Source organism: Candidatus Competibacter phosphatis (genome assembly GCF_012939995.1).
Taxonomy (GTDB): domain Bacteria; phylum Pseudomonadota; class Gammaproteobacteria; order Competibacterales; family Competibacteraceae; genus Competibacter; species Competibacter phosphatis.
Genome location: NZ_SPMZ01000017.1, coordinates 23,611 through 43,724 on the forward strand (window position 1 = coordinate 23,611; position 20,114 = coordinate 43,724).

Below are 20,114 nucleotides of genomic sequence, written 5' to 3' on the forward strand. Positions count from 1 at the left end.
GGATGTGGTAGACGCCGGGAGGAGGGGATTGCAGGGTAAACCGTGGTTGGGCTGGAGAGCGAAGCCGTTTCGAGCTATTGCCCGGTCGAGTGGGTACAGAGTGGAGCTTACCGGTCTACATCCACTCCTTCATGTCGCAACAACCAACGTTTGATCCCCAATGGATCGCCGGTGACTTCGCCCGCGTAACCACCCAACCCCTGTCGGGCCACCACACGATGACAGGGAACGAGAATCGGGATCGGATTGCTCCGACAGGCGCCGCCGATGGCGCGGGCGGCGGTACCGAGGCGTGCCGCCAGTTCGCCATAGCTCAGCACCGTCCCCGATGGAATGGCCCGAAGCGCTTTCCACACGCGTTGCTGAAACACTGTGCCTTCAGGTGCCAACGCCACCGTGACCGGGGCGCGAGGATCGTGGAAATACTCTTGCAACTGAGCCACAACGGCTTGGGTGATGACATCCGTCGGCGCTCGCTCCGGCGCATCGGCGGGCAAATAATCGAGTTCGCTCACCGCCTCGCCGGCCATGCGGATACCGATCATGCCGATCGGTGTGGCAATGACCGCCTGATACGCATCGGGCGCGATCATGTTCAACTCTCGCGCGGAACGTAGCGCAACCAATCGTGGCCAGCATCGCCGTAAACGATGAAATACGGGTTCAGCAGCGAGTCGCGCGTGTTGTAGCGCAACGACTCGCCCGTTTCCGCCGATACCACCCGGCCACCAGCCGCTTCGACGATGGCTTGCGCGGCGGCAGTGTCCCACTCCGAGGTCAAGCCAAGCCGGGGATAGACATCCGCCGCACCCTCCGCAACCCGGCAAAATTTGAGCGAACTGCCGATGCTGACCAGATGGTGCGCGCCCAAAGCGGCAACGAAGGCCCGTAATCCCTCGCCCCCATGCGTTTTGCTGCCAGCGACTCGCACCGGTTCGCCTACCCGCAACGGTCTGACCGAGATCGGTTGCGGCGACTGGCCTGGCTCCGCGCGGAACGCCCCGTAATGGCGCGCGGCGAAATAGCACACGCCGGTCACCGGTACCCGCACCACACCGAGCACCGGCTCGTGATCTTCGATCAGGGCGATGTTGACGGTAAACTCGCCGTTGCGCTTCACGAATTCCTTGGTGCCGTCCAGCGGGTCCACCAACCAATAGCGCCGCCATTGCGACCGTTCGGCGAACGGTACGGCCGCTGATTCCTCGGACAGGATGGGAAGGTCGGGCGTCAAGCGCCGCAAGCCGGTAATGATAGCGTGATGAGCGGCCAAGTCGGCGGCGGTCAGCGGACTGTCATCTTCCTTGGCGGTTACCCCAAACGCCGTGGCGTAGACCTCCAGGATGCGCTCGCTGGCTTCCGCCGCCAGCATCCGGACCGGCTCCAGCCAATTCAACCATGGGTCGTGCATGTCACCCCCTGAGTTCCCGGCCTCTCTCCCTTTGAGAAAAGGGCAATACAAATAAAAAGGGCGACCCTGGAATGATCGCCCCATCGCCGATCGTCGCTACTTAATGAGTTTAACGCAACTTCTCCTTGATGCGCGCCGCCTTACCTTCCAGACCGCGCAAGTAGTACAGCTTGGCGCGGCGCACGTCGCCACGGCGCTTGACGGTGATGTCGGCGATCACCGGGCTGTAGGTCTGGAATACCCGCTCCACGCCCTCGCCATGGGAAATCTTGCGCACGGTGAACGCCGAGTTCAGGCCGCGATTGCGTTTGGCGATGACCACCCCTTCGAAGGCCTGCAAGCGTTCACGGTTGCCCTCCTTCACCTTGACCCGCACCACCACGGTATCGCCAGGATTGAAGGCTGTGATCTCGCGGTTCATCTGTTCGCGTTCGAATTCTTCCACCAGTTTACTCATGACACTACGCTCCACGTTGCTCCAGGAGGTTGTCCGGCGGCGCCGGCGCTCCCTGTTTCTCTTGGTATTCGCGAATGAATTCATCCAGCAGCGCCTGGTCTTCGGTCACCAACCGCCGTCGGGCCAGCAAGTCAGGCCGTCGCAGCCAAGTCCGCCCCAAGGCCTCGCGCCGTCGCCAGCGGGCGATGGCGGCATGATCGCCGCTCAACAGCACCGCCGGCACTCGCCGCCCTTCGATCTCTTCGGGTCGGGTGTAGTGCGGGCAATCCAGCAACCCGTCCATGAACGAATCTTGCTCGGCCGATTCGCTGCCGTTCAGTGCCCCCGGCAACAACCGGGCCACGGCGTCGATCAGCACCAGCGCCGCCAGTTCGCCGCCACTGAGCACGTAATCGCCGATGGACCACTCTTCGTCCACCTCGGTTGCGATCAGCCGCTCGTCAATGCCCTCATAGCGGCCGGCCAGCAGGATCAATCTCGTGTCCAGCGCCAGTTCCCGCACGCCATCCTGGGTCAGCGGCCGACCCTGCGGGCTGAGATAAATCGTTTTTCCCGATGGCTGCGCCGCTGCTCTGGCCCTTTGCAGGGTATCGCGCAGCGGTTGCACCTTCATCACCATGCCCGGACCGCCGCCATAAGGCCGGTCGTCCACGGTACGATGGCGATCATGGGCATCGTCGCGCGGATCCCAGGTCACCACCCGCAACAAGCCGCGCTCGACGGCCCGCCCGGTGACTCCAAAACGGAGCAAGGTCTCGACCATTCCGGGAAACAGGGTCACCACGTCCACGCGCATGGCTGTTGCGTTTCCTAGCGTACCTCTCCCACAGGGGAAGAGGGGTTGAGGATGAGAGGACTCAAAAATCCAGATCCCAATCCACCCGCAACACGCGCCGTTCGAGGTCGATTTCGACCACCACTTGATCTCGCACGAAGGGCAACAATCGTTCCCGTTCCCCTCTGACCACCAGCACATCGTTGGCGCCGGTGGCGAACACGGCGGCGACCGTACCCAAATCGCTCCCATCCAACGTCACCACGCGCAGCCCTTCCAGATCCGCCCAGTAATATTCGTCGGGCTCGGGCGGCGGCAGTTGCGAGCGGCGCACCGCGATTTCGCTCCGCAACAGCGTCGCGGCCCGATCGCGGTCGTTGCAATCGACAAACTTCAGCACCACACCCGGTCCGTGGGCGCGGCCGGCTTCGATTTCGAAAGGTTGCCACTCGCCGCCGCGATGTAAGAATACCGGGTTGTAGCGGACGATCCCCTCACGCGGTTCGGTGTGGGAGAACACCCGCACCCAGCCTTGCACGCCGAACAGGCCGGACACTCGGCCCAACACCACCCAATCCGTCATTGCGGCGACGGTTTCGTCGCTTCGGCCGCTATTGAACCGGCTGCTGGCGGGATCGTTCCTTGATCAGACTGATCACTCGCTCGGATGGCTGCGCGCCGTTGCCCAACCAATATTGCAAGCGTTCCTGATCCAGATTCAAACGTGTTTCGCTACCGCTGGCGATCGGGTTGAAAAAGCCGATGCGTTCGATACAGCGGCCGTCACGCCGGTTACGGCTGTCGGTCACGACCACGGTATAGAAGGGGCGCTTCTTGGCGCCGCCGCGGGACAGGCGGATAGTAACCATGCGCTGCGAATACCTCTTGCGAATTTCGATTTTCCGGTAGATGAAGGAGCTGCCCGAGCGGGGCGGCCGGATGAAGCGGGGAATAGTATCCGAAATTTCCAGCGTTTGAAACCGTTAGGCGTCACCGATCGTGCATTCCATTGCTGGCGGCTGCCTCCGCTTACCGTTTCAGCGGCGGCAACCCACCCATCGGCAACTTACCTTGCAGGCCGCGCATCATTTTCATCAAGCCGCCGCCCTTCATTTTCTTCATCATCTTCTGTGCCTGATCGAACTGCTTGAGCAGCCGATTCACGTCCTGAATCTGGGTACCGGAACCGGCGGCGATACGGCGCTTGCGCGAACCCTTGATGATGTCCGGAAAGCGGCGTTCCCCCGGAGTCATCGAATTGATGATGGCAACCAACCGCCTGACCTCCTTGTCCGCCGCCTGTTCCTTGAGCGCTGCCGGCGCGGCGTTGAAACCCGGCATTTTTTCCAACAGGCTGGCGATACCCCCCATCTTCGTCATCTGCTCCATCTGTTCGCGGAAGTCTTCCAGGTCGAAACCTCGCCCCTTCTGGACCTTCTGCGCCAGTTTGAGCGCCTTGTCCTTGTCGACCTTCTGCTCCATCTCCTCGACCAGACTCAGCACGTCGCCCTTGCCGAGAATGCGCGACGCCACCCGGTCGGGAAAGAACGGTTCCAGGGCGGCGGTCTTCTCGCCGACACCGAGAAACTTGATCGGTCGACCGGTGATCTGGCGGATCGATAGCGCCGCGCCGCCACGAGCATCGCCATCGGTCTTGGTCAGCACCACACCGGTCAGCGGCAGGGCGGCGTTGAACGCCTGCGCGGTGTTGGCGGCGTCCTGCCCGGTCATGCTGTCCACCACGAACAGGGTTTCGATGGGATTCAGCGCCGCGTGCAGCCGCTGAATCTCGGTCATCATCTCGGCATCGACATGCAAGCGGCCAGCGGTATCGACGATCAGCACCTCGACACCGTGCAGGCGGGCATGATCCAGCGCCTGGCGGGCGATGGTTTCCGGTACCTGCCCGGGATCGCTGGGAAAAAACTCCGCGCCGACTTCGCCGGCCAGCTTGCGCAACTGTTCGATGGCGGCTGGACGATACACGTCGCAACTCACCACCGTCACCTTCTTGCGTTGGCGCTCCTTTAGCCAGCGGGCCAGCTTGGCGACGCTGGTGGTTTTACCGGAGCCCTGCAAGCCCGCCATCAGCACCACCGCCGGCGGCTGGACCCGCAGGTTCAGTTCGGCGTTGGCCTCGCCCATGGTTCGGATCAGTTCCTCGTGGACGATCTTGATCAGCACTTGGCCGGGCGTCAGGCTGAGCAGTACCTCCTCGCCGATCGCCCTCGCGCGCACCCGGTCGATTAACTCGCGCACCACCGGCAGCGCCACGTCCGCTTCCAGCAGGGCCATGCGTACCTCGCGCAGAGCATCCTTGATGTTGTCCTCGGTAAGGCGGCCTTGGCCACGCAGATTCTTGACGGTGAGCAACAAGCGTTCGCTGAGATTTTCGAACATGCGGGAAACCTTGATTCAAAATCGGAAAAGAGGGGAGGATTATAGGGAGAATCGCCCGACTTGGCGCGGCGCGCTTCAAGCCGCCACCGTTCCATGCCATCATGGTTGCGGATATTGGACTTTTACGGAATCCCAATGAACGCGGTCACCGGCGGCTTGGCCGCCCTGCTCTACCTGCTTGCCGGCGGGCTGCTGGCCGTACGGCTGGCGCGCGCCGGCGGCGCGGCGGTAGGTTCATCGAAGGGCGGTCCGCTGGCCCTGGGCTGGGGGGCGGTAATCCTGCACGCCATGATTCTGGCCCAAACCGTGTTCCAACCCGCCGGTCTCAATCTCGGCTTCTTCAACGCGCTATCGTTCACCGGCTGGCTGATCAACGTGGTGCTGCTGGCGGCGGCGATGGTGCGGCCGGTCGAGAGTCTCGGCATCATCGCGCTGCCGTTCGGCGCGCTCACGCTGGTCCTCGGCTTGTCGTTCGCCACCGAGCGCATCGTCGCCGACCCCGGACAATGGCCGCTGGAACTGCACATTCTCATCGCCATCCTGGCCTATTCGCTGCTGACCTTGGCGGCGGCGCAGGCGACGCTGCTGGCCATCCAGGACCGGCGCTTGCGGCGCCGCCAGCCCGGCGGCTTCCTGCGCGGCATCCCACCACTCACCGCGATGGAATCCCTGCTGTTCCAAATGATCAGCGCCGGTTTCATCCTGCTGAGCATCACCCTATTCAGTGGCCTACTCTTTCTCAAGGACATCTTCGCTCAGCACCTGGTGCACAAGACCGTGCTGTCCTTCATTGCCTGGGGAGTGTTCGGGATACTGTTGTGGGGTCGCTGGCGTTTTGGCTGGCGCGGTCGCACCGCCATTCGCTGGACGTTGAGCGGCTTTACTTTCCTGGTGCTTGCCTATTTCGGCAGCAAGCTGGTGCTGGAATTGATTCTGAGACGTTGATCGAACATGCGCCGCCAGCCCCTGGCCGAAACCCTTCATGCCGATCAACGCTTGACAGCCTGCACCGGCAATTCGTAAATACGACTCATTCACTCAAAATCAAGGTTTTCGCGAGTTGGACAATATTCATATTGGCGTATTGTGCGTCGTCCTGGTCCTGTTGATCGGCTGCTCCGCCTTTTTCTCCAGTGCCGAAACCGGACTGATGACCCTCAACCGCTACCGCCTGCGCCACCGCGCGCGGGAAGGCGACAAGGCCGCGATACGCACCAGCCGGCTGCTGGAACGGCCAGATCGGTTAATCGGCATCATTCTGCTTGGCAACAACTTCGTCAATATCCTGGCCTCCTCGCTAGCGACCATCATCGCCCTCCACCTGCTGGGCGAGGCCGGCATCGTGGTCTCCACCGTCATCCTGACCCTGATCCTGCTGGTGTTCGGCGAAGTCGCGCCCAAAACGCTGGCGGCCCTGCACCCCGAGCGCATTGCCTTCCCCGCTTCCGCGGTGCTGGCGCCGCTGCTCAAGGTGTTTTACCCGCTGGTGTGGCTGACCAACATGGTGGCCAATAGCCTGTTGCGGCTGTTCCGGGTGACGATTCAAACCTCCAGTCCGCACTCGCTCAGCGCCGAGGAACTGCGCACGGTGGTGCTCGAAGCCGGGGTGATGATTCCCAAGCGGCATCAAACCATGCTGCTGGGCATCCTGGAGCTGGAGGAAATCACCGTCAACGACATCATGGTGCCACGCAACGAGGTAGAGGGCATCGATCTGGAGGGCGACTGGGCGGAGATCGTCGCTAAACTAACCCGCAGCCCCTACACTCGCATGCTGGTCTACCGCGACACCTTCGATCAGGTCGTGGGCTTCCTGCACCTGCGCAAGGTGCTCAACACGATGATGCAAAAACCGGACTTCAATCGGGCCGATCTGGAAAACCTGATCCGGGAACCTTACTTCATCCCTGAAGGCACCTCGTTGACCCGGCAGTTGGTCAACTTTCAGCAATTGCGCCGGCGCGTTGGGTTGGTGGTGGACGAGTACGGCGAAGTGCTGGGACTGGTAACGCTGGAAGACATCCTGGAAGAGATCGTGGGCGAATTCACCACCGATCCCGCCTCCATCGGCAAGCGCAACCTGGTCCCGCGCGCCGACGGCGGCTACGTGGTGGACGGTCGCACTTCGATTCGTAGCCTGAATCGGGCATTGGATTGGCAACTGCCCACCGACGGCCCTCGCACCCTCAATGGCCTGATCATGGAGCACCTCGAAACCATCCCCGAACCGGGCACCCGGCTATCGCTGATCGGTCACCTGACCGAGATCGTGGAAATTTCCGGCAACCGAGTCAAGACCGTGATCATCTGGCCGACCGAGGTGGCGGAACTTGCGGAATCAGCGGGCTGACCGCCGCGTCCATCGGTTCCGCCGACTCTTCCCGTCGATCCGCCAACCAAATCCAGTCCTCAATGTCGTTTTCCGGCTGGTACTCGGCCACCGCTTCCCGCAGGATCGCCCGCACGGCCGGATAATCGAAGGCACGCGAGGCGACGTCGAGCCGCTCCAGGCAGTCCCGGACCACCGACCACGACAAGCTGCGTTCGCAGGCCCGGCGGATCATCGGGTGCTCGGTGGCCAGATCGTCGCTGCCGATCAGCAGTTCCTCGCGTAGTTTCTCGCCGCTGCGCAGGCCGGTAAAACGGATTTCGATATCGCCATCAGGCTGATCCGCGTCCCGCACTTCCAGCCCGAACAACCGGATCATGCGCCGCGCCAGGTCGAGAATCCGCACCGGCTCGCCCATGTCAAGCAGGAACACATCGCCGCCCTGAGCCATGGCGCTGGCCTGAATCACCAATTGCGCCGCTTCGGGGATAGTCATGAAGTAGCGTTCCACCTCGGGATGGGTCACCGTCACCGGCCCACCCTTGCGGACCTGCTCGCGAAACAGCGGCACCACCGAACCGGAAGAATCCAACACATTGCCGAAGCGAACCATGCACAGCCGGGTGGGAACGCCCTGCTCCGCCAACCCTTGCAGGATCAGTTCCGCCAGCCGTTTGGTGGCGCCCATCACGTTGGTCGGGCGCACCGCCTTGTCGCTGGAGATCAGCACGAAGGTTCCGACCCCGGCGGCGATGGCAGCCTCGGCGGCACGCCAAGTACCGAACACGTTGTTCCGCACCCCCTCGATGGGATTGCGTTCGACGATCGGTACGTGCTTGTAGGCCGCCGCGTGATAAACGGTCTCGATCTGAAAACGCTCCATGGCCACTTGCAAGCGGCGCTGGTGAATGACCGACCCCAACAGCGGGATCAGTTCGATGGAAGAAGTACCGGGCCGTGCGTCCGCGCTCCCTTCCAGATCCGAAGTTATGGGGTTCAGGACGAGTGGACGGGGATGCGCCATATTGGCCAACATGGCACGCAGTTCTTGCTCGACGGCGTAGAGGGTGTACTCGGAACGCTCGAACAGGACCAAGCGGCGCGGTCGCAATAGCAGGATTTGTCGGCACAACTCGGCTCCGATCGAGCCGCCCGCGCCGGTCACCATCACGCTTCTGCCGCTTACCCGCTCCTGCAATAGCGCCTCGTTGGGCTGGACCGAATCGCGACCGAGGATATCCGCGACATCGACCTCGCGAAATTCGTCGATGCGCCGGGCGCCGCTGGTCAGCTCCGCCAGCGTGGGCAAGGCCAGCACCCGCGCCGACAACCCGGCTAGCGCTTCCAGAACTTCCCGACGGCGGCGGTGCGAGGCCGACGGCAGCGCCAGCAGGATCAGGCTACCCTCGTGCTGGGCCACCAATCGCGGCAGTTTGAACGGTGCCCGCACCTTGAGACCCAGTACCACGCTGCCCCATAGCTGCGGGTTGTCGTCGACGAATGCAACGGGTGTGAATTCAGCGCTGTAGCGCAGGGCGTTGGCCAATTGCGCACCGGCCTCGCCCGCGCCATAGATGATCACGGGCGCGCGCGCCGCGCTGGCCCGGAACCGCCGACGCAGGATGCGGCGAAGCGCCAACCGGCCGCCACCGACCAACGCGACCAGCACCAGCCAGCCGATGAGCCAGGACGACCGCGGCACCAATCCCTGGCGCAGAAACACCCAGACCGCCATCATCAGCAGAATCCCGGCGCTGACGCCGAGCACGATGGTGTACAGCAGGCTTTCGTCAGCGTAGCGCAAGATCGGGCGGTACAAGCCGACCGCCGCGAAGGTCAAAACGAGAATGAGCACCGCCAACGGAAACAACCAGACCACATCTTGCAGCATCGCTGGCCACCAGTCGCCAAGGCGAATGGCAAACGCGGACCAGATCGCGATCAGCACGGCAAGCGCGTCGCCAACGACCAGCAACGCGCGGCGAGCGGTGGGGGGGAGATTGAGGAAATGTTCGAGCTTCACGGGGCGGATACTGTAGCACGCCGCCGCTCCAGCCGCCCCACTCCCCACATCAGGAAACCGTAGATCAGGCCCCAGGCCATCGCCAAGCTGATTTGTCCAACGGGCGGCAATCGAACCGCCAACAGGGCGGAACTGGCGCAGGCCAGCATCAGCGCGTATTCGGTCAGCACGGTGCGGCGGTGTCCCCAACCGAGTAACACCAATCGCTGGTAATAATGGCTCCGGTGTGCCTCCCAGACCTTTTCACCACGCAGCAGGCGACGCAACAAGGTCACGGTGGCATCGACAATGAAGGGGGAAAACACCAGCAACGCCACCCAGAACGGAAATAAACCGTCCTTGGCACCCCACAGGCTGAACGCCGCCGCCAGAAAGCCCAACGCGGTAGAGCCGGTGTCGCCGAGAAAGATTCGGGCGGGCGGGAAATTATGAACCAGAAAACCGGCGCTGGCCGCCGCCACGATCAGACAGAAAGTCGCAAACCCGGCGTCGGCCCAACCCAGCCAAGCCAGAGCCGAAAAACCGATCGTCGCCATGCCGCCGGCGAAACCGTCCATGCCGTCCATGAAGTTGTAGAGGTTGATCATCCAAACGACGAATAGCAGGACAAGAAGGATGGCAACCCAAGCAGGAAGAGCCAAGGAGAGACCGGGTAGCGCCAATGAGCCGGGCGCCAGGTCCCCCGCCAACAAGCTGACAGCAGCCAGCAGATGAACTAAGATGCGCCACCGGGCAGGAACACCCACGCGATCATCCTGGAACGACACCAGCACCAGCGGAACCAAGCCGGCAAGTATCAAACTTGAGATCTGCATTGATCGGCTGGTGCCACCAAGCAGCATGATTGACACACCGACCAAGATTCCTCCCAAAACTGCTAGTCCCCCTGTTCTCGGAACAGGCTGTCCGTGCAAGGAACGGGCGTTGGGACGATCGAGGACTTGCAAAGAGAAAGTGTGTCTAGCAAGGCAACTGCTTAGGACTAACGAAGCGAACAAAGCCAAAACAGGGCCAGACGTCATTACATCCATCCAAGCAGTTATGATCGATTCGAGCCCATCGCAAGGATTGGCCCCCTACATAAATTTCGCCTCAAGATTATAAATCCCTTACACATGGAACCCATAGTCTTTCTCAAAAACGTATTCGGCCCTGATCCATGAGTTGTTTAAGGCAATGATCCAGGAAACGATGGATGCTTGAACTCAGATCGTGCCATCGATTTTAGTCTGATGCTAGCCGAACCCAGAACGATCATTTCAGCCGGGATCGATAAAATCAGCAAGCTTTAGAGGATAGCTCAAGGCCATAATAATAATCGTATTCCAAAATCGTATTAACGCCAAACCCCGTAAAGGCGATAATCCACTGTTCGGATGACGATGATGCACCAAGATACCCACGGAGATTTACTAGAATTTCTCTCCCCCACCCACCTAATACCCAAACGACGATATACTGCCCACTCGTCAAAGAATTAGCCGAAACTCTTCACCGACCTAATCCAATCATGCTGGCCAAACATTACCTGCAACTTGTGACCTACAAGGCTTATGCCGATCTCCGCAGCGAAGCAGCCAAAACCTCCATGGGATTCTTGTGGTGGGTGCTAGATCCATTGCTATTTATGGTCATTTTCTACGTGGTCTTCGGCCTAATAATGAAACGTGGTACCGAAAATTTCTTGTCGTTTCTGTTGATTGGGTTGGTAGCTTGGCGTTGGTTTCAGAATACTGTCAGCCATGGGGCCAATTCGATTCTTGGCGGGCGTGGTCTGATGCATCAGGTGTACGTGCCCAAGGTCGTGTTCCCTCTTGTCATTATCTTGACGGACCTAGTGAAATTTTCATTTGTATTCAGTATATTGCTACTATATCTCTTGCTTGCTGGATTCGGGGTCGGTCACGCATACCTAGCCCTACCGCTGGTTCTGCTCGTCCAGTTCGTGCTGATCGTCGGCCTGACTCTGTTGGTAGCGGCGCTGGTTCCGTTTTTGCCGGACCTGAAGTTTTTAAATGACCATCTATTGCATGTACTGTTCTACATGTCTGGAATCTTTTTTTGCCGGCTCGTCCATCGCCGAACGGTATCAGCCGTATTTCTACCTTAACCCGATGGCTAACATCATCGAGGCTTACCGCGATATTCTTATGCACAACGCTTGGCCGAATTGGAGCGCTCTGGTGGTAATCGCTGGACTGGGCATCGCACTGACGCTGTTCAGTGGACACTTGATCGGTCGCAACGATCATCTCTATCCAAAGTGGATCCCCCGATGACCGGCTCGATTGCCCTGACGCTCAAGAATGTCGGGGCTTTTTTATTGGCGCCGGACCGGCTATTTACACAAGGAGCGTTTTTGGGCGCTGCGAGATGTGTCGTTCGACCTCCATCACGGGGAGTCGCTGGGGGTAATCGGGCGCAACGGCGCGGGCAAGAGCACCTTGCTCCAGTTGCTGGCGGGTATCCTGCGCCCTGATCAGGGTACCCTGATCAATCACGGGGTAAGGGCGACCCTGCTCTCATTGCAGATCGGCTTCGTTCCCTACCTCAGTGGCCGTCAAAATGCCATACTGAGCGGCATGTTGCTCGGCCTGGCAAAGCAAGAAGTCGAAGAAAAAATGGCGGATATCCGAGCATTCTCGGAACTAGGGGATTTTTTCGACCAACCCATCAATGCCTATTCCAGCGGGATGAAGGCCCGGCTTGGATTCTCCGTCGCGTTCCAACTGAATCCCGACGTACTGCTGATCGATGAGGTGTTGGGGGTCGGTGACGCCGAGTTTAAAGCAAAATCTTCTCAGATCATGCGTGAGAAGATCCGTTCGGACAAGACCATCGTGCTGGTGTCCCATAGTCCCGGCACGATCCGCCAGCTCTGCGACCGGGCGGTGTGGATCGACAATGGCGCGACCCGAGCCGAGGGTGAAACCACCGAGGTGCTGGATCGTTACGAACAGTTCCTGAAACGCAAAGGGAAAGCGGACTAAAGGGCGTGGACTGCCACCCACAAAAAAGCCGGCCCCTCTTGCGAGGGACCGGCTTTGATTGAATCTCATCCACTCGTCCAGAGCGACGAGTGGATGAGCCCTCAAGGATTAATTATTAGCAGTGGTGGCGCTAATAACATTCCGCATATAGGCATGATCCACCAAATGGCCATAGTTGTTGGCGGCAATACCGAAATCGCGGCTCCACAGGACGAAACCGGTCACCGGCAACCCTAGATAAGTATTGGTGTCAGCCAACTCATTGGTCCCAGCGACTACTGGCAACTTCAGGTTGAGCCAACCATAGGGTTGTTGGGAAACCAAGGCGCTGACATCCACCGCCTGAGCGACGGCCGAACCCAGCAGGTTGGCGGTGGGGGAGAACGACAGCACGTTCACCTCGTTGCACAGCGCCCTTGGCGGGATCGGCGGCGCCGGTGAGATCGAGGTACCGGTGGCGGAGACAGTGCCCTCAGAACGATCGTAAACCTGGAAGGTCACCGTATCACAAGAACGATTTGCATCGGTCCATAGGGTACTGAACGGCGCCGGTCCACCGACATAGGCGGGCTGGTCATAAGGCGCAGTGGCGGGTCCGCCACCCACCATGGCGTCAAGCTCGGTTTGAGTCGGCTGCGCGTTCGCGTCCACATAGTGGAACTTGGTGGGGAAGCTGACGACCCAGTAGCTCTCCACACCCAAGCTGGGGTTGATACTCCACTCGTTCATGACGTTGGAGCGCATCAGCACCGCGCTGACCGCGTCAACCGGGTTGGTCCAGCCGGTATCGATCAACGTCTCTTGCACGGCTCCCTGAGTGTCGTTCTGCACCAGAGACGCCACTGGATTGGCATCGTTCAGGGTTGGCAACAAGAAGTCAGGATATTCCTGGGCCGCGATCAGGTTGTACACACCAAAATTAGTGGCGAAAGTACCAGCGGCGTTGGGACCGGTATCGCCGTCAACAGTGCCAGGAGCAGCATAATCCAAGTTCGGCGTGAAGAAATTCGCTAGGGTGACGGGCGCGCCGCCCATGGCCAAGCCGGCATCCACTCTCACCAACGAGAACTGGCCCTTCAGCGCGTTGAGCGGTTCGCCAAACTGGTTGCTGGTGGCATCAATGTTGGCCTTGGTGAAAGCCTCATCGATGGTGGTGCAATCCTTGGCCTTGGCCGCCGTATCGATGGCGGTACCAGTCGTAGACCCCATCTCAATGACAGTAACGTGCCCTTCCTCGGTGCGCGTCAGATCGGTACCGCCCCCGAAACCATAGGTGCTGAACGCGAAGCCATCCGACGGCATAACCGGCGAAGTACAACTCGTCTCACTAGAGCTCTTCTTCAGACGAGGCCCATTAGCCGTGTTGGTGACATAGCCGGTCCACACATCATTGGGCGACAACACCAAGGTGAAGTCCAGCACGTCGCGGGTGTTTTGGGCTTCCTGGAACCGCACCTTCACCGCTATGGTCGCAACACTGCTAGTGTTGACAATATGGATCAAACTGTTCCAACCGTTACGGGCGGTGTAGTACGGATACAGCAGTACATCCCCCAAACCATCGGTGGCCAGATTCACAGCGTTAGCCGATGAAATCGCACCACCCATCGCGGCCGCCACGGCGAGCGACAGTACTGCTTTCTTGATCTTCGTCATTTCTTAACTCCTTAATGTGAGCAGGAAAAGCCATACCACTAACCACATCTGTGGAAATCTGGAAACCCTAAAAAACCCTCTCAAAAATATACACGAGAGCGCATCGTTGCATCAACCTTACAAGACAAGGCTCCTTCAAAGACTTTAATCGGAGCTGGGCACATGCCACCATTGATCATCCGCACGTATCCATTTCTCGGTCACCAGCGAACTGAAGCTGCGCGCCTCCCCGGCAATCATCTCCGCCTGTTGGTATTGCACATTCACGTACACTGTTGCAGCCTCGTCGCCCTCAAGCAAAACCTGGTCGACCACGGCCCCTTCCCAAATCAAGCCCTTGCCGAACTTGCGTTGGTACTGCTCCAGGGAATAGGCGGCACGAAAAACCGGCGCCTCAAACAGATATGCAGCAGCCAAATCCCTTCGGATCAAAGCTTCCCAGCGTTCGTGCACACGCTGCCGCAACACCTGCTCGCGGTCTGTCGACACCGGCGTCGCAGGATCGGCCGCCGCCCACGCTAGCCCTACTACCAGCAGGAAAGGAAACAACAACTTCCAAGGATTCACCACGACCTCGAATACATCTAGATAGTCTAGTCCCAGTCCGAATTAAAGACCCCGAGCCTGACCAGGAACATCAATCAGTTCGAGTTTGTGAAACCTTCTACCAGCAAAGTATCTTTTTGTCAAACCCCCGTATTATTTTTTTCGAAATGTATTATTAAAACAACTGACTTCCATCAAGCCAGAGGTCAGGGTAGGCTAAATAGTTCTCTAAGAATACCACCATGTACACTTCAGACCACGAACCGGGCTTTCCACCTTTCGATACGGTCGTTATTTTAATAAAATTAACATTATCATACTGTTAGAGATTATTCTCATGCAAATTTTCGTCATCGGCATGCACCGTTCCGGCACCTCGATGGTGGCCCGCCTGCTAAACCTAATGGGTGCGTACTTCGGACCGGAAGGAATCAGCACCGGCTCTGGTCAGGAGAACCCCAAGGGTTTCTGGGAACGCAAGGATGTCCGAGCATTAAATAACCAGATCCTGTATGCCGCCAACTCCGACTGGGATCGGGTAAGTGATTTTTCCCTGGAGAAAATTGCATCGCAGGACCTCGATACGATCAATCAACAACTCCAACGCCTGATCCTGGAGCTCGATGCACATCGACCCTGGTTCCTGAAAGAGCCTCGCTTCTGTCTGACTTTCCCATTATGGAAAAAATATTTGGAATACCCCATTTGTATTCACACTCACCGCTCGCCTATCCAAATAGCGCAATCACTAAAATCACGCAACGGTTTTCCATTGCATTTCGGAATTGCCCTGTGGGAAAAAATACGCATTAGAATCGCTGAAAGTCGCACATGATTGTCCACAACTACTGCTTTCACATGCTAAACTTATCCAACAACCCATCTCCGTAGTGACCACACTCCACCAGCAACTTTCCGATCTAGGCTGCCAGGGTATCCGCATTCCTTGTGAGCAAGAAATACTCGCTTTTATTTCGCCGAAGCTATATCGTGAACGAGGAAATATCGAACTTGAATCCGGCTTCATCAATCAACAACAGGCTCAACTAATCAATCTTTTCGAATCCGAGAATTTTGAAGAGCGGGCTCTGGAATTTACTGCGCTCGACTTATCGCCAGGTGCGCGGGAAATCTTGCATGCAAAGGAAGTTTCCACACAGCAACAGGCGACACTACAAGTGTCGCTAAGAAATTCAGATCATGCGCTACATGAAATAAAAAAAAATTGAGCATAAACTGATTCAAGAAAACCAGCACCTGCAAACTGCCCTGCATGCTAAAAAAGCTGATTGAAACTGACTTGAGACATGAAAGTCGGCGGTTAAAAACCGATCTGAAACAAAAAACCGTCGATCTGAAACAAAAAAACCGCCGACATCAAACAACTCCAGTATTGGATGTCGCAGTTCAATAAAAATACCGAAGCCACTCTCCAATCCTGGCGCTGGAAAACCGGCGATTTTCTGGTCCGACTGGTCGAAATCGCTCTACTTCGCCCAAAATCGACTCTTGCCTCGGACCACCTGCGGGCACTGGTTCAGCAATTTCGCGCTTGGCGCCAACCGAGCCAGATTTCTAAATCTCCCGATCCCCGATCAAGCCCGCAAGCGGAACCTACTTCCTCCACGGAGCGTACGCTCCGTCAATCGATCGCAGCGGGTGGGCGAGCCACCGTGATCGTCTGCGTTCACAACGCGCCCGCCGAGGTTCGTGCCTGCCTTGAATCCATCGGGAGATACACCAACCTCAGATGCCACGAACTGATCCTGATCGACGATGGCAGCAACGCGCCAACCCAACGACTGGTGGTCGAATACGCCGCCAAACTAGGGGCTAAAACGGTCCGCAACGAAACTGCCCTGGGGTACACGAAAGCGGCCAACCAGGGGCTCCGCAAAGCTCAGGGGGATTATTGCCTACTGCTGAACTCGGACACTCTCGTTACTCCAGGTTGGTTGGATTGCCTGATCCGCTGCGCCTCCTCGCATCCCCGCACCGCCTGCGTCGGGCCGCTTTCCAATGCGGCGAGTTGGCAATCCATCCCCAATTTAAAAACCGATAGCGGCGAATGGCAAGTCAATGAGCTCCCGGAAACCATAAGTCTAGATGAATATGCCCGCCTGATTGCCATGCGCTCATCACGCCTTTACCCGCAAGTCCCTTTCATCAATGGCTTTTGTTACCTGATTACTCGGGAGTCACTCAATCAATTGGGCTATCTGGATGAAGACACCTTCCCCAGAGGATATGGAGAAGAAGACGATTTTTCGGTAAGAGCGCAGAATGCGGGCTGGGCACTCCGGATTGCCGATGACTGCTATGTTTACCATGCCAAATCCAAAAGCTTTACTTCACAGGTTCGCACTGAAATCACCGCTACCACCAAAGTCGCGCTACAGGCCAAACACGGCAAATCCAAAATCGATGACTTGTTACAAAAGATTCAACATAACGAGCCACTTTTGATCAGCCGTACCCTAGCCAAAATCGCCACCCACTCCCAGCCTGACAAACTCAGCATCACCAGTCTGGACATTCCTGATTCCGCCACTCGGCCTACGCTGCATATAGGCTGGGTACAGCCTCATCTAAAGGTTGTGGGCGGCATCCGGCGAGCCATCGAAATGACCAACCGACTAGTAGCGTTGGGCTTCAGGACCACACTGATTACTCCCCACGGCGAAAAGACTGACTGGTTGCCCATCAGCGCTCAAGTCATCGACACCAATGACGCCAAATCTATACGGTTTGACGTTCTCATCGTTTCCGATCCCGATGTCTATCCCTTCTTCTCGGAAACCGCCGCCGATCTCCGCATCAACTACCATCTGGCCCCTTATCATCTTTACCGGAACCCGGATAAGAATCTGGAGCGCTATTACCGAGATTCCAGTGACAAGAACCCCATCCATCATGTCGCCAATTCAAAGTGGACGGCCGACAATGCTGAATCGGCTCATAAGATTCATAACGAAGGCGTTTTCCCCGGTGGGATCGACCCTTATCTTTTTTTTCCGCATAACGAGGAAAAAGTTTTCGATGTCGTATTCTATGGTTCGGATAGACCTCACAAGGGAACTGCAACGATACTGTCCGCCACCAGCGATTTACGCACCCTGAGTTTGGCGACATTAGACGCCCAGCAAGACGATTTGGCGCGTCATATCTCCAAAGGCCGGGTTTTCGCATCGGCTTGCTGGCACGAGGGCTTCAACTTTTGCCCCCTTGAAGCCATGGCCTGCGGCGTTCCCGTGGCCATGACCGACGATGGGGGATCGCGCGAGTATGCGGTGGATCGGGAAAACGCCCTGGTGGTCCCCGTCAACGATGCCCAAGCCCTGCGGGAAGCGATCCATGAAGCTCTGGAGAACATACCACTTCGACTGCGCCTGATCGAAAATGGCTTGTGGACCGCTTCCCGGTATACTTGGGATCGAGTTACGACTGATTTCGCCGCGCTGATCTTGAAACTCCATCGGCAGGATATCGCTACCGGTTTGGCGCGTCGCCAATGACCAGCCCCTCGGCTGACACCCCGCTCTGCGATCTCGTGGTTCCGGTCTATAACAGCCTAAGTTACGTTCGGGAATGCCTGTGCTCCATCCTGGCGTACACCCGAACCGGGAGCTATCGACTCATCATCATCGACGACGCCAGCGATGCGCACACTCGATGCTACCTGGACGATTTCGCGGTCCAGCATCCCCATATAACGCTTCACCATAACCCTAACAACCAGGGCTTCGTCCGTGCCTGCAACTTCGGCATCACTCTCGGTGATGCGCCTTTCGTCGCCCTGGTTAACAGCGACGTGGTGGTTACTCCTAGCTGGCTTGACCGTCTGCTAACCTGCGCCAACAACGATCCCCGTATCGCCACCGTCAATCCCCTCACCAACCACGCCGCCCAAATCAACCTGCCGCTGGCCCCCGGCGCCAATTTTTTTCGGCATGGATGAGTACCTGCGGCGTTTCGCGCCAACCGCCGCCGATGTGGTAACCGGTGTCGGTTTCTGCTTGTTGCTGCGCCGTTCCATCCTGGAACAACTAGGGGTTTTCGACGAGATCTATGGGCACGGTTACGGTGAGGAATCCGATTTGTGCATGCGACTGACCACTCACGGCTACCGTACCGTGGTCGCCAGCAATGTCTACATCTACCACAAGGGACGGGCTACCTTCACCGACCGAGGCGAGCGCTACCGGCGCAACCGCGCCATTTTCGATGCCCGTTGGCGCGAGGAATATCAACGGCAATTCCGCGCCTTCCGTCGCGCCAACCCTCTCGGTTCCATTCGTGCCCAGTTCACCACCCCTCGCCAACGCTGGGACCCGATGCCCGTCGTCTGGGAAACGGCGCGCGCCATGCTGACCGCCAAGCGACGACACGATTGGCTGGATCTAACCCGTTCCGCCCTGCGAGGCGTCCTGCGCCTGCTGACCACCCACCGTCCCCTGGCCACACCCGAATTCGTGGATCGCTTCACCCGGCCGGAACGGTTACGAGTCACCTATCTGTTGCCACGCTTGGTCATCGCCGGCGGCGTACTGTCCGTGATTCAATTGGTCAATCATCTGATCCTGCTCGGCGTGGAAGCCAGGATTGCCGCTCTATTCGAAGATCCGGCGATTCATGACTGGACGCCGCTCTACACCCGACCGCTCATCTTTCGCAACGAACGTGAATTAATGCGAAATTTCCCGAACAGCGATCTCGTTGTGGCAACACTCTGGAACACCGCGCCATGGGCCGCCGCACTGCTCCATTGCGGGCGTGCCCGTGCCGCCGCCTACTTCCTGCAGGACTATGAGCCCTGGTTCTTCCCTGAAGCGGACACCACCGCTCGCACGCGGGTGCGCGCCACCTATCCATTGATCCCGCATCGCATCGTCAAATCCGACTGGTTGCAACGGATGTTGGCTGCCGATGGCTACGAATCCCATAAGATCCGACTCGGCATGAATCTGGGGCGATTCTATCCTCGCGATGTGGTTCGCAACCGGCCGGTGATCCTGGCCATGGCCCGGCCCGGAACACCCTATCGAGGTTTCGAACCCACTCTTGCCGCCTTGGCGCAGGTCAAGACATCCCGACCCGAGGTGGAAATCATACTGTTCGGCGATCGCGCCTTGGATCGTCAGTCGATCCCGTTTACATACCACGACGAAGGGGTGATTGCCGACCAGGACCGTCTGGCGCAGGTCTACTCGAAGGCGGATGTCTTCCTCGACGGCTCCGATTTTCAGGGTTTTGGGCGCTGCGGACTGGAAGCAATGGCCTGCGGCGCAGCCTGCGTACTCACCGATGTAGGTGGGGTCAACGAGTACGCCCAACATGAGATCAATGCGTTGCTCGTCCCCCCACGGCGCCCCGACCTATTCGCCGAAGCGATCCTTCGTTTACTGGACCAGTCCAACTTGCGAAAATCCCTCGTCGAAGCCGGCCTGGAGACGGCTCGGCACTTCTGCCACCGACGGGAAGCTCGGGAAACCCTGGAGTTCTTCAGGAGCTTTCTGTGAGTTCGAAA

The 20,114-nt window shown here is 58.5% G+C and carries 20 protein-coding genes; 9 read left to right on the forward strand and 11 right to left on the reverse strand.

Annotation, left to right across the window (positions count from 1 at the left end; genetic code table 11):
* Window positions 1–107: 107 nt before the first annotated feature.
* The 7 genes from E4P82_RS06740 to ffh form a co-directional block, all read right to left on the reverse strand.
* A complete protein-coding gene (locus E4P82_RS06740) occupies window positions 108–593 on the reverse strand; it encodes a methylated-DNA--[protein]-cysteine S-methyltransferase (protein ID WP_169248185.1) in 486 nt (161 codons plus the stop codon).
* A 2-nt stretch (window positions 594–595) separates the two neighbouring features.
* Window positions 596–1,411, reverse strand: coding sequence for a 3'(2'),5'-bisphosphate nucleotidase CysQ (gene cysQ / locus E4P82_RS06745; protein ID WP_169248186.1), 816 nt, complete (start codon window positions 1,409–1,411; stop codon window positions 596–598).
* A gap of 109 nt (window positions 1,412–1,520) precedes the next feature.
* Window positions 1,521–1,868, reverse strand: coding sequence for a 50S ribosomal protein L19 (gene rplS, locus E4P82_RS06750; protein ID WP_169248187.1), 348 nt, complete (start codon window positions 1,866–1,868; stop codon window positions 1,521–1,523).
* Between the two features lie 4 nt (window positions 1,869–1,872).
* Complete coding sequence (gene trmD, locus E4P82_RS06755) at window positions 1,873–2,664, reverse strand: tRNA (guanosine(37)-N1)-methyltransferase TrmD (protein ID WP_169248188.1); 792 nt, start codon at window positions 2,662–2,664, stop codon at window positions 1,873–1,875.
* 61 nt (window positions 2,665–2,725) lie between these two features.
* The gene (gene rimM, locus E4P82_RS06760; RefSeq protein ID WP_169248189.1) at window positions 2,726–3,226 is read right to left on the reverse strand and encodes a ribosome maturation factor RimM; all 501 of its coding nucleotides are present in this window, start codon (window positions 3,224–3,226) and stop codon (window positions 2,726–2,728) included.
* A gap of 28 nt (window positions 3,227–3,254) precedes the next feature.
* The gene (gene rpsP, locus E4P82_RS06765; protein ID WP_169248190.1) at window positions 3,255–3,512 is read right to left on the reverse strand and encodes a 30S ribosomal protein S16; all 258 of its coding nucleotides are present in this window, start codon (window positions 3,510–3,512) and stop codon (window positions 3,255–3,257) included.
* Window positions 3,513–3,672: 160 nt separating this feature from the next.
* Window positions 3,673–5,043 carry a signal recognition particle protein gene (gene ffh / locus E4P82_RS06770; protein ID WP_169248191.1) on the reverse strand — a complete coding sequence of 457 codons (1,371 nt, stop codon included), beginning with the start codon at window positions 5,041–5,043 and terminating at the stop codon, window positions 3,673–3,675.
* Between the two features lie 135 nt (window positions 5,044–5,178).
* On the opposite strand from ffh, the gene E4P82_RS06775 reads away from it, so the two are divergent.
* Entirely contained in the window at window positions 5,179–5,988 is an 810-nt protein-coding gene (locus E4P82_RS06775; RefSeq protein WP_169248192.1) for a cytochrome C assembly family protein, read from the forward strand.
* A 115-nt stretch (window positions 5,989–6,103) separates the two neighbouring features.
* Window positions 6,104–7,393: an HlyC/CorC family transporter gene (locus E4P82_RS06780; protein ID WP_169248193.1), complete on the forward strand. Its 1,290-nt coding sequence runs from the start codon at window positions 6,104–6,106 to the stop codon at window positions 7,391–7,393.
* On the opposite strand, the gene E4P82_RS06785 is transcribed toward E4P82_RS06780, so the two are convergent.
* Both E4P82_RS06785 and E4P82_RS06790 read right to left on the reverse strand, forming a co-directional pair.
* Window positions 7,347–9,395, reverse strand: a complete 2,049-nt coding sequence (locus E4P82_RS06785) for a polysaccharide biosynthesis protein (protein ID WP_312914307.1) — start codon at window positions 9,393–9,395, stop codon at window positions 7,347–7,349. The genes E4P82_RS06780 and E4P82_RS06785 overlap by 47 nt on opposite strands.
* Entirely contained in the window at window positions 9,392–10,210 is an 819-nt protein-coding gene (locus tag E4P82_RS06790) for an MraY family glycosyltransferase (RefSeq protein ID WP_246327413.1), read from the reverse strand. The genes E4P82_RS06785 and E4P82_RS06790 overlap by 4 nt, the downstream gene beginning before the upstream one ends.
* Window positions 10,211–10,905: 695 nt before the next feature.
* On the opposite strand from E4P82_RS06790, the gene E4P82_RS06795 reads away from it, so the two are divergent.
* Together E4P82_RS06795 and E4P82_RS06800 are read left to right on the forward strand one after the other, a co-directional pair.
* Window positions 10,906–11,505, forward strand: a complete 600-nt coding sequence (locus tag E4P82_RS06795; RefSeq protein ID WP_169248195.1) for an ABC transporter permease — start codon at window positions 10,906–10,908, stop codon at window positions 11,503–11,505.
* Window positions 11,506–11,770: 265 nt separating this feature from the next.
* Window positions 11,771–12,385 carry an ABC transporter ATP-binding protein gene (locus E4P82_RS06800; RefSeq protein WP_312914311.1) on the forward strand — a complete coding sequence of 205 codons (615 nt, stop codon included), beginning with the start codon at window positions 11,771–11,773 and terminating at the stop codon, window positions 12,383–12,385.
* A 108-nt stretch (window positions 12,386–12,493) separates the two neighbouring features.
* On the opposite strand, the gene E4P82_RS06805 is transcribed toward E4P82_RS06800, so the two are convergent.
* Window positions 12,494–14,041: a hypothetical protein gene (locus E4P82_RS06805; protein WP_169248197.1), complete on the reverse strand. Its 1,548-nt coding sequence runs from the start codon at window positions 14,039–14,041 to the stop codon at window positions 12,494–12,496.
* A gap of 144 nt (window positions 14,042–14,185) precedes the next feature.
* On the reverse strand, window positions 14,186–14,593 hold the full coding sequence (locus tag E4P82_RS06810; RefSeq protein WP_169248198.1) for a hypothetical protein: 408 nt from the start codon (window positions 14,591–14,593) through the stop codon (window positions 14,186–14,188).
* 331 nt (window positions 14,594–14,924) lie between these two features.
* Between E4P82_RS06810 and E4P82_RS06815 the strand changes: the two genes are divergently transcribed.
* The 5 genes from E4P82_RS06815 to E4P82_RS06835 all read left to right on the forward strand — a co-directional run bounded on the left by E4P82_RS06815 (window position 14,925) and on the right by E4P82_RS06835 (window position 20,106).
* Window positions 14,925–15,422 (forward strand): sulfotransferase, encoded by a 498-nt coding sequence (locus tag E4P82_RS06815; protein ID WP_169248199.1) that lies wholly within the window; start codon window positions 14,925–14,927, stop codon window positions 15,420–15,422.
* Window positions 15,423–15,477: 55 nt separating this feature from the next.
* On the forward strand, window positions 15,478–15,816 hold the full coding sequence (locus E4P82_RS06820) for a hypothetical protein (RefSeq protein ID WP_169248200.1): 339 nt from the start codon (window positions 15,478–15,480) through the stop codon (window positions 15,814–15,816).
* A gap of 444 nt (window positions 15,817–16,260) precedes the next feature.
* The gene (locus E4P82_RS06825) at window positions 16,261–18,102 is read left to right on the forward strand and encodes a glycosyltransferase (protein ID WP_169248201.1); all 1,842 of its coding nucleotides are present in this window, start codon (window positions 16,261–16,263) and stop codon (window positions 18,100–18,102) included.
* A complete protein-coding gene (locus E4P82_RS06830) occupies window positions 18,099–18,545 on the forward strand; it encodes a glycosyltransferase family 2 protein (RefSeq protein ID WP_169248202.1) in 447 nt (148 codons plus the stop codon). Before E4P82_RS06825 ends, E4P82_RS06830 begins: the two co-directional genes overlap by 4 nt.
* Window positions 18,538–20,106 (forward strand): glycosyltransferase, encoded by a 1,569-nt coding sequence (locus E4P82_RS06835; RefSeq protein WP_169248203.1) that lies wholly within the window; start codon window positions 18,538–18,540, stop codon window positions 20,104–20,106. The genes E4P82_RS06830 and E4P82_RS06835 overlap by 8 nt, the downstream gene beginning before the upstream one ends.
* The last annotated feature ends 8 nt before the right edge of the window (window positions 20,107–20,114 follow it).

Coding starts and splice junctions, on each gene's coding strand:
- E4P82_RS06835 (WP_169248203.1), top strand. CDS start 18,538: ATGGATGAGTACCTGCGGCGTTTCGCGCCAACCGCCGCCGATGTGGTA.
- E4P82_RS06795 (WP_169248195.1), top strand. CDS start 10,906: ATGCTGGCCAAACATTACCTGCAACTTGTGACCTACAAGGCTTATGCC.
- E4P82_RS06805 (WP_169248197.1), bottom strand. CDS start 14,041: ATGACGAAGATCAAGAAAGCAGTACTGTCGCTCGCCGTGGCGGCCGCG.
- rimM (WP_169248189.1), bottom strand. CDS start 3,226: ATGACGGATTGGGTGGTGTTGGGCCGAGTGTCCGGCCTGTTCGGCGTG.
- trmD (WP_169248188.1), bottom strand. CDS start 2,664: ATGCGCGTGGACGTGGTGACCCTGTTTCCCGGAATGGTCGAGACCTTG.
- E4P82_RS06790 (WP_246327413.1), bottom strand. CDS start 10,210: ATGCAGATCTCAAGTTTGATACTTGCCGGCTTGGTTCCGCTGGTGCTG.
- ffh (WP_169248191.1), bottom strand. CDS start 5,043: ATGTTCGAAAATCTCAGCGAACGCTTGTTGCTCACCGTCAAGAATCTG.
- cysQ (WP_169248186.1), bottom strand. CDS start 1,411: ATGCACGACCCATGGTTGAATTGGCTGGAGCCGGTCCGGATGCTGGCG.
- E4P82_RS06740 (WP_169248185.1), bottom strand. CDS start 593: ATGATCGCGCCCGATGCGTATCAGGCGGTCATTGCCACACCGATCGGC.
- rplS (WP_169248187.1), bottom strand. CDS start 1,868: ATGAGTAAACTGGTGGAAGAATTCGAACGCGAACAGATGAACCGCGAG.
- rpsP (WP_169248190.1), bottom strand. CDS start 3,512: ATGGTTACTATCCGCCTGTCCCGCGGCGGCGCCAAGAAGCGCCCCTTC.
- E4P82_RS06815 (WP_169248199.1), top strand. CDS start 14,925: ATGCAAATTTTCGTCATCGGCATGCACCGTTCCGGCACCTCGATGGTG.
- E4P82_RS06830 (WP_169248202.1), top strand. CDS start 18,099: ATGACCAGCCCCTCGGCTGACACCCCGCTCTGCGATCTCGTGGTTCCG.
- E4P82_RS06775 (WP_169248192.1), top strand. CDS start 5,179: ATGAACGCGGTCACCGGCGGCTTGGCCGCCCTGCTCTACCTGCTTGCC.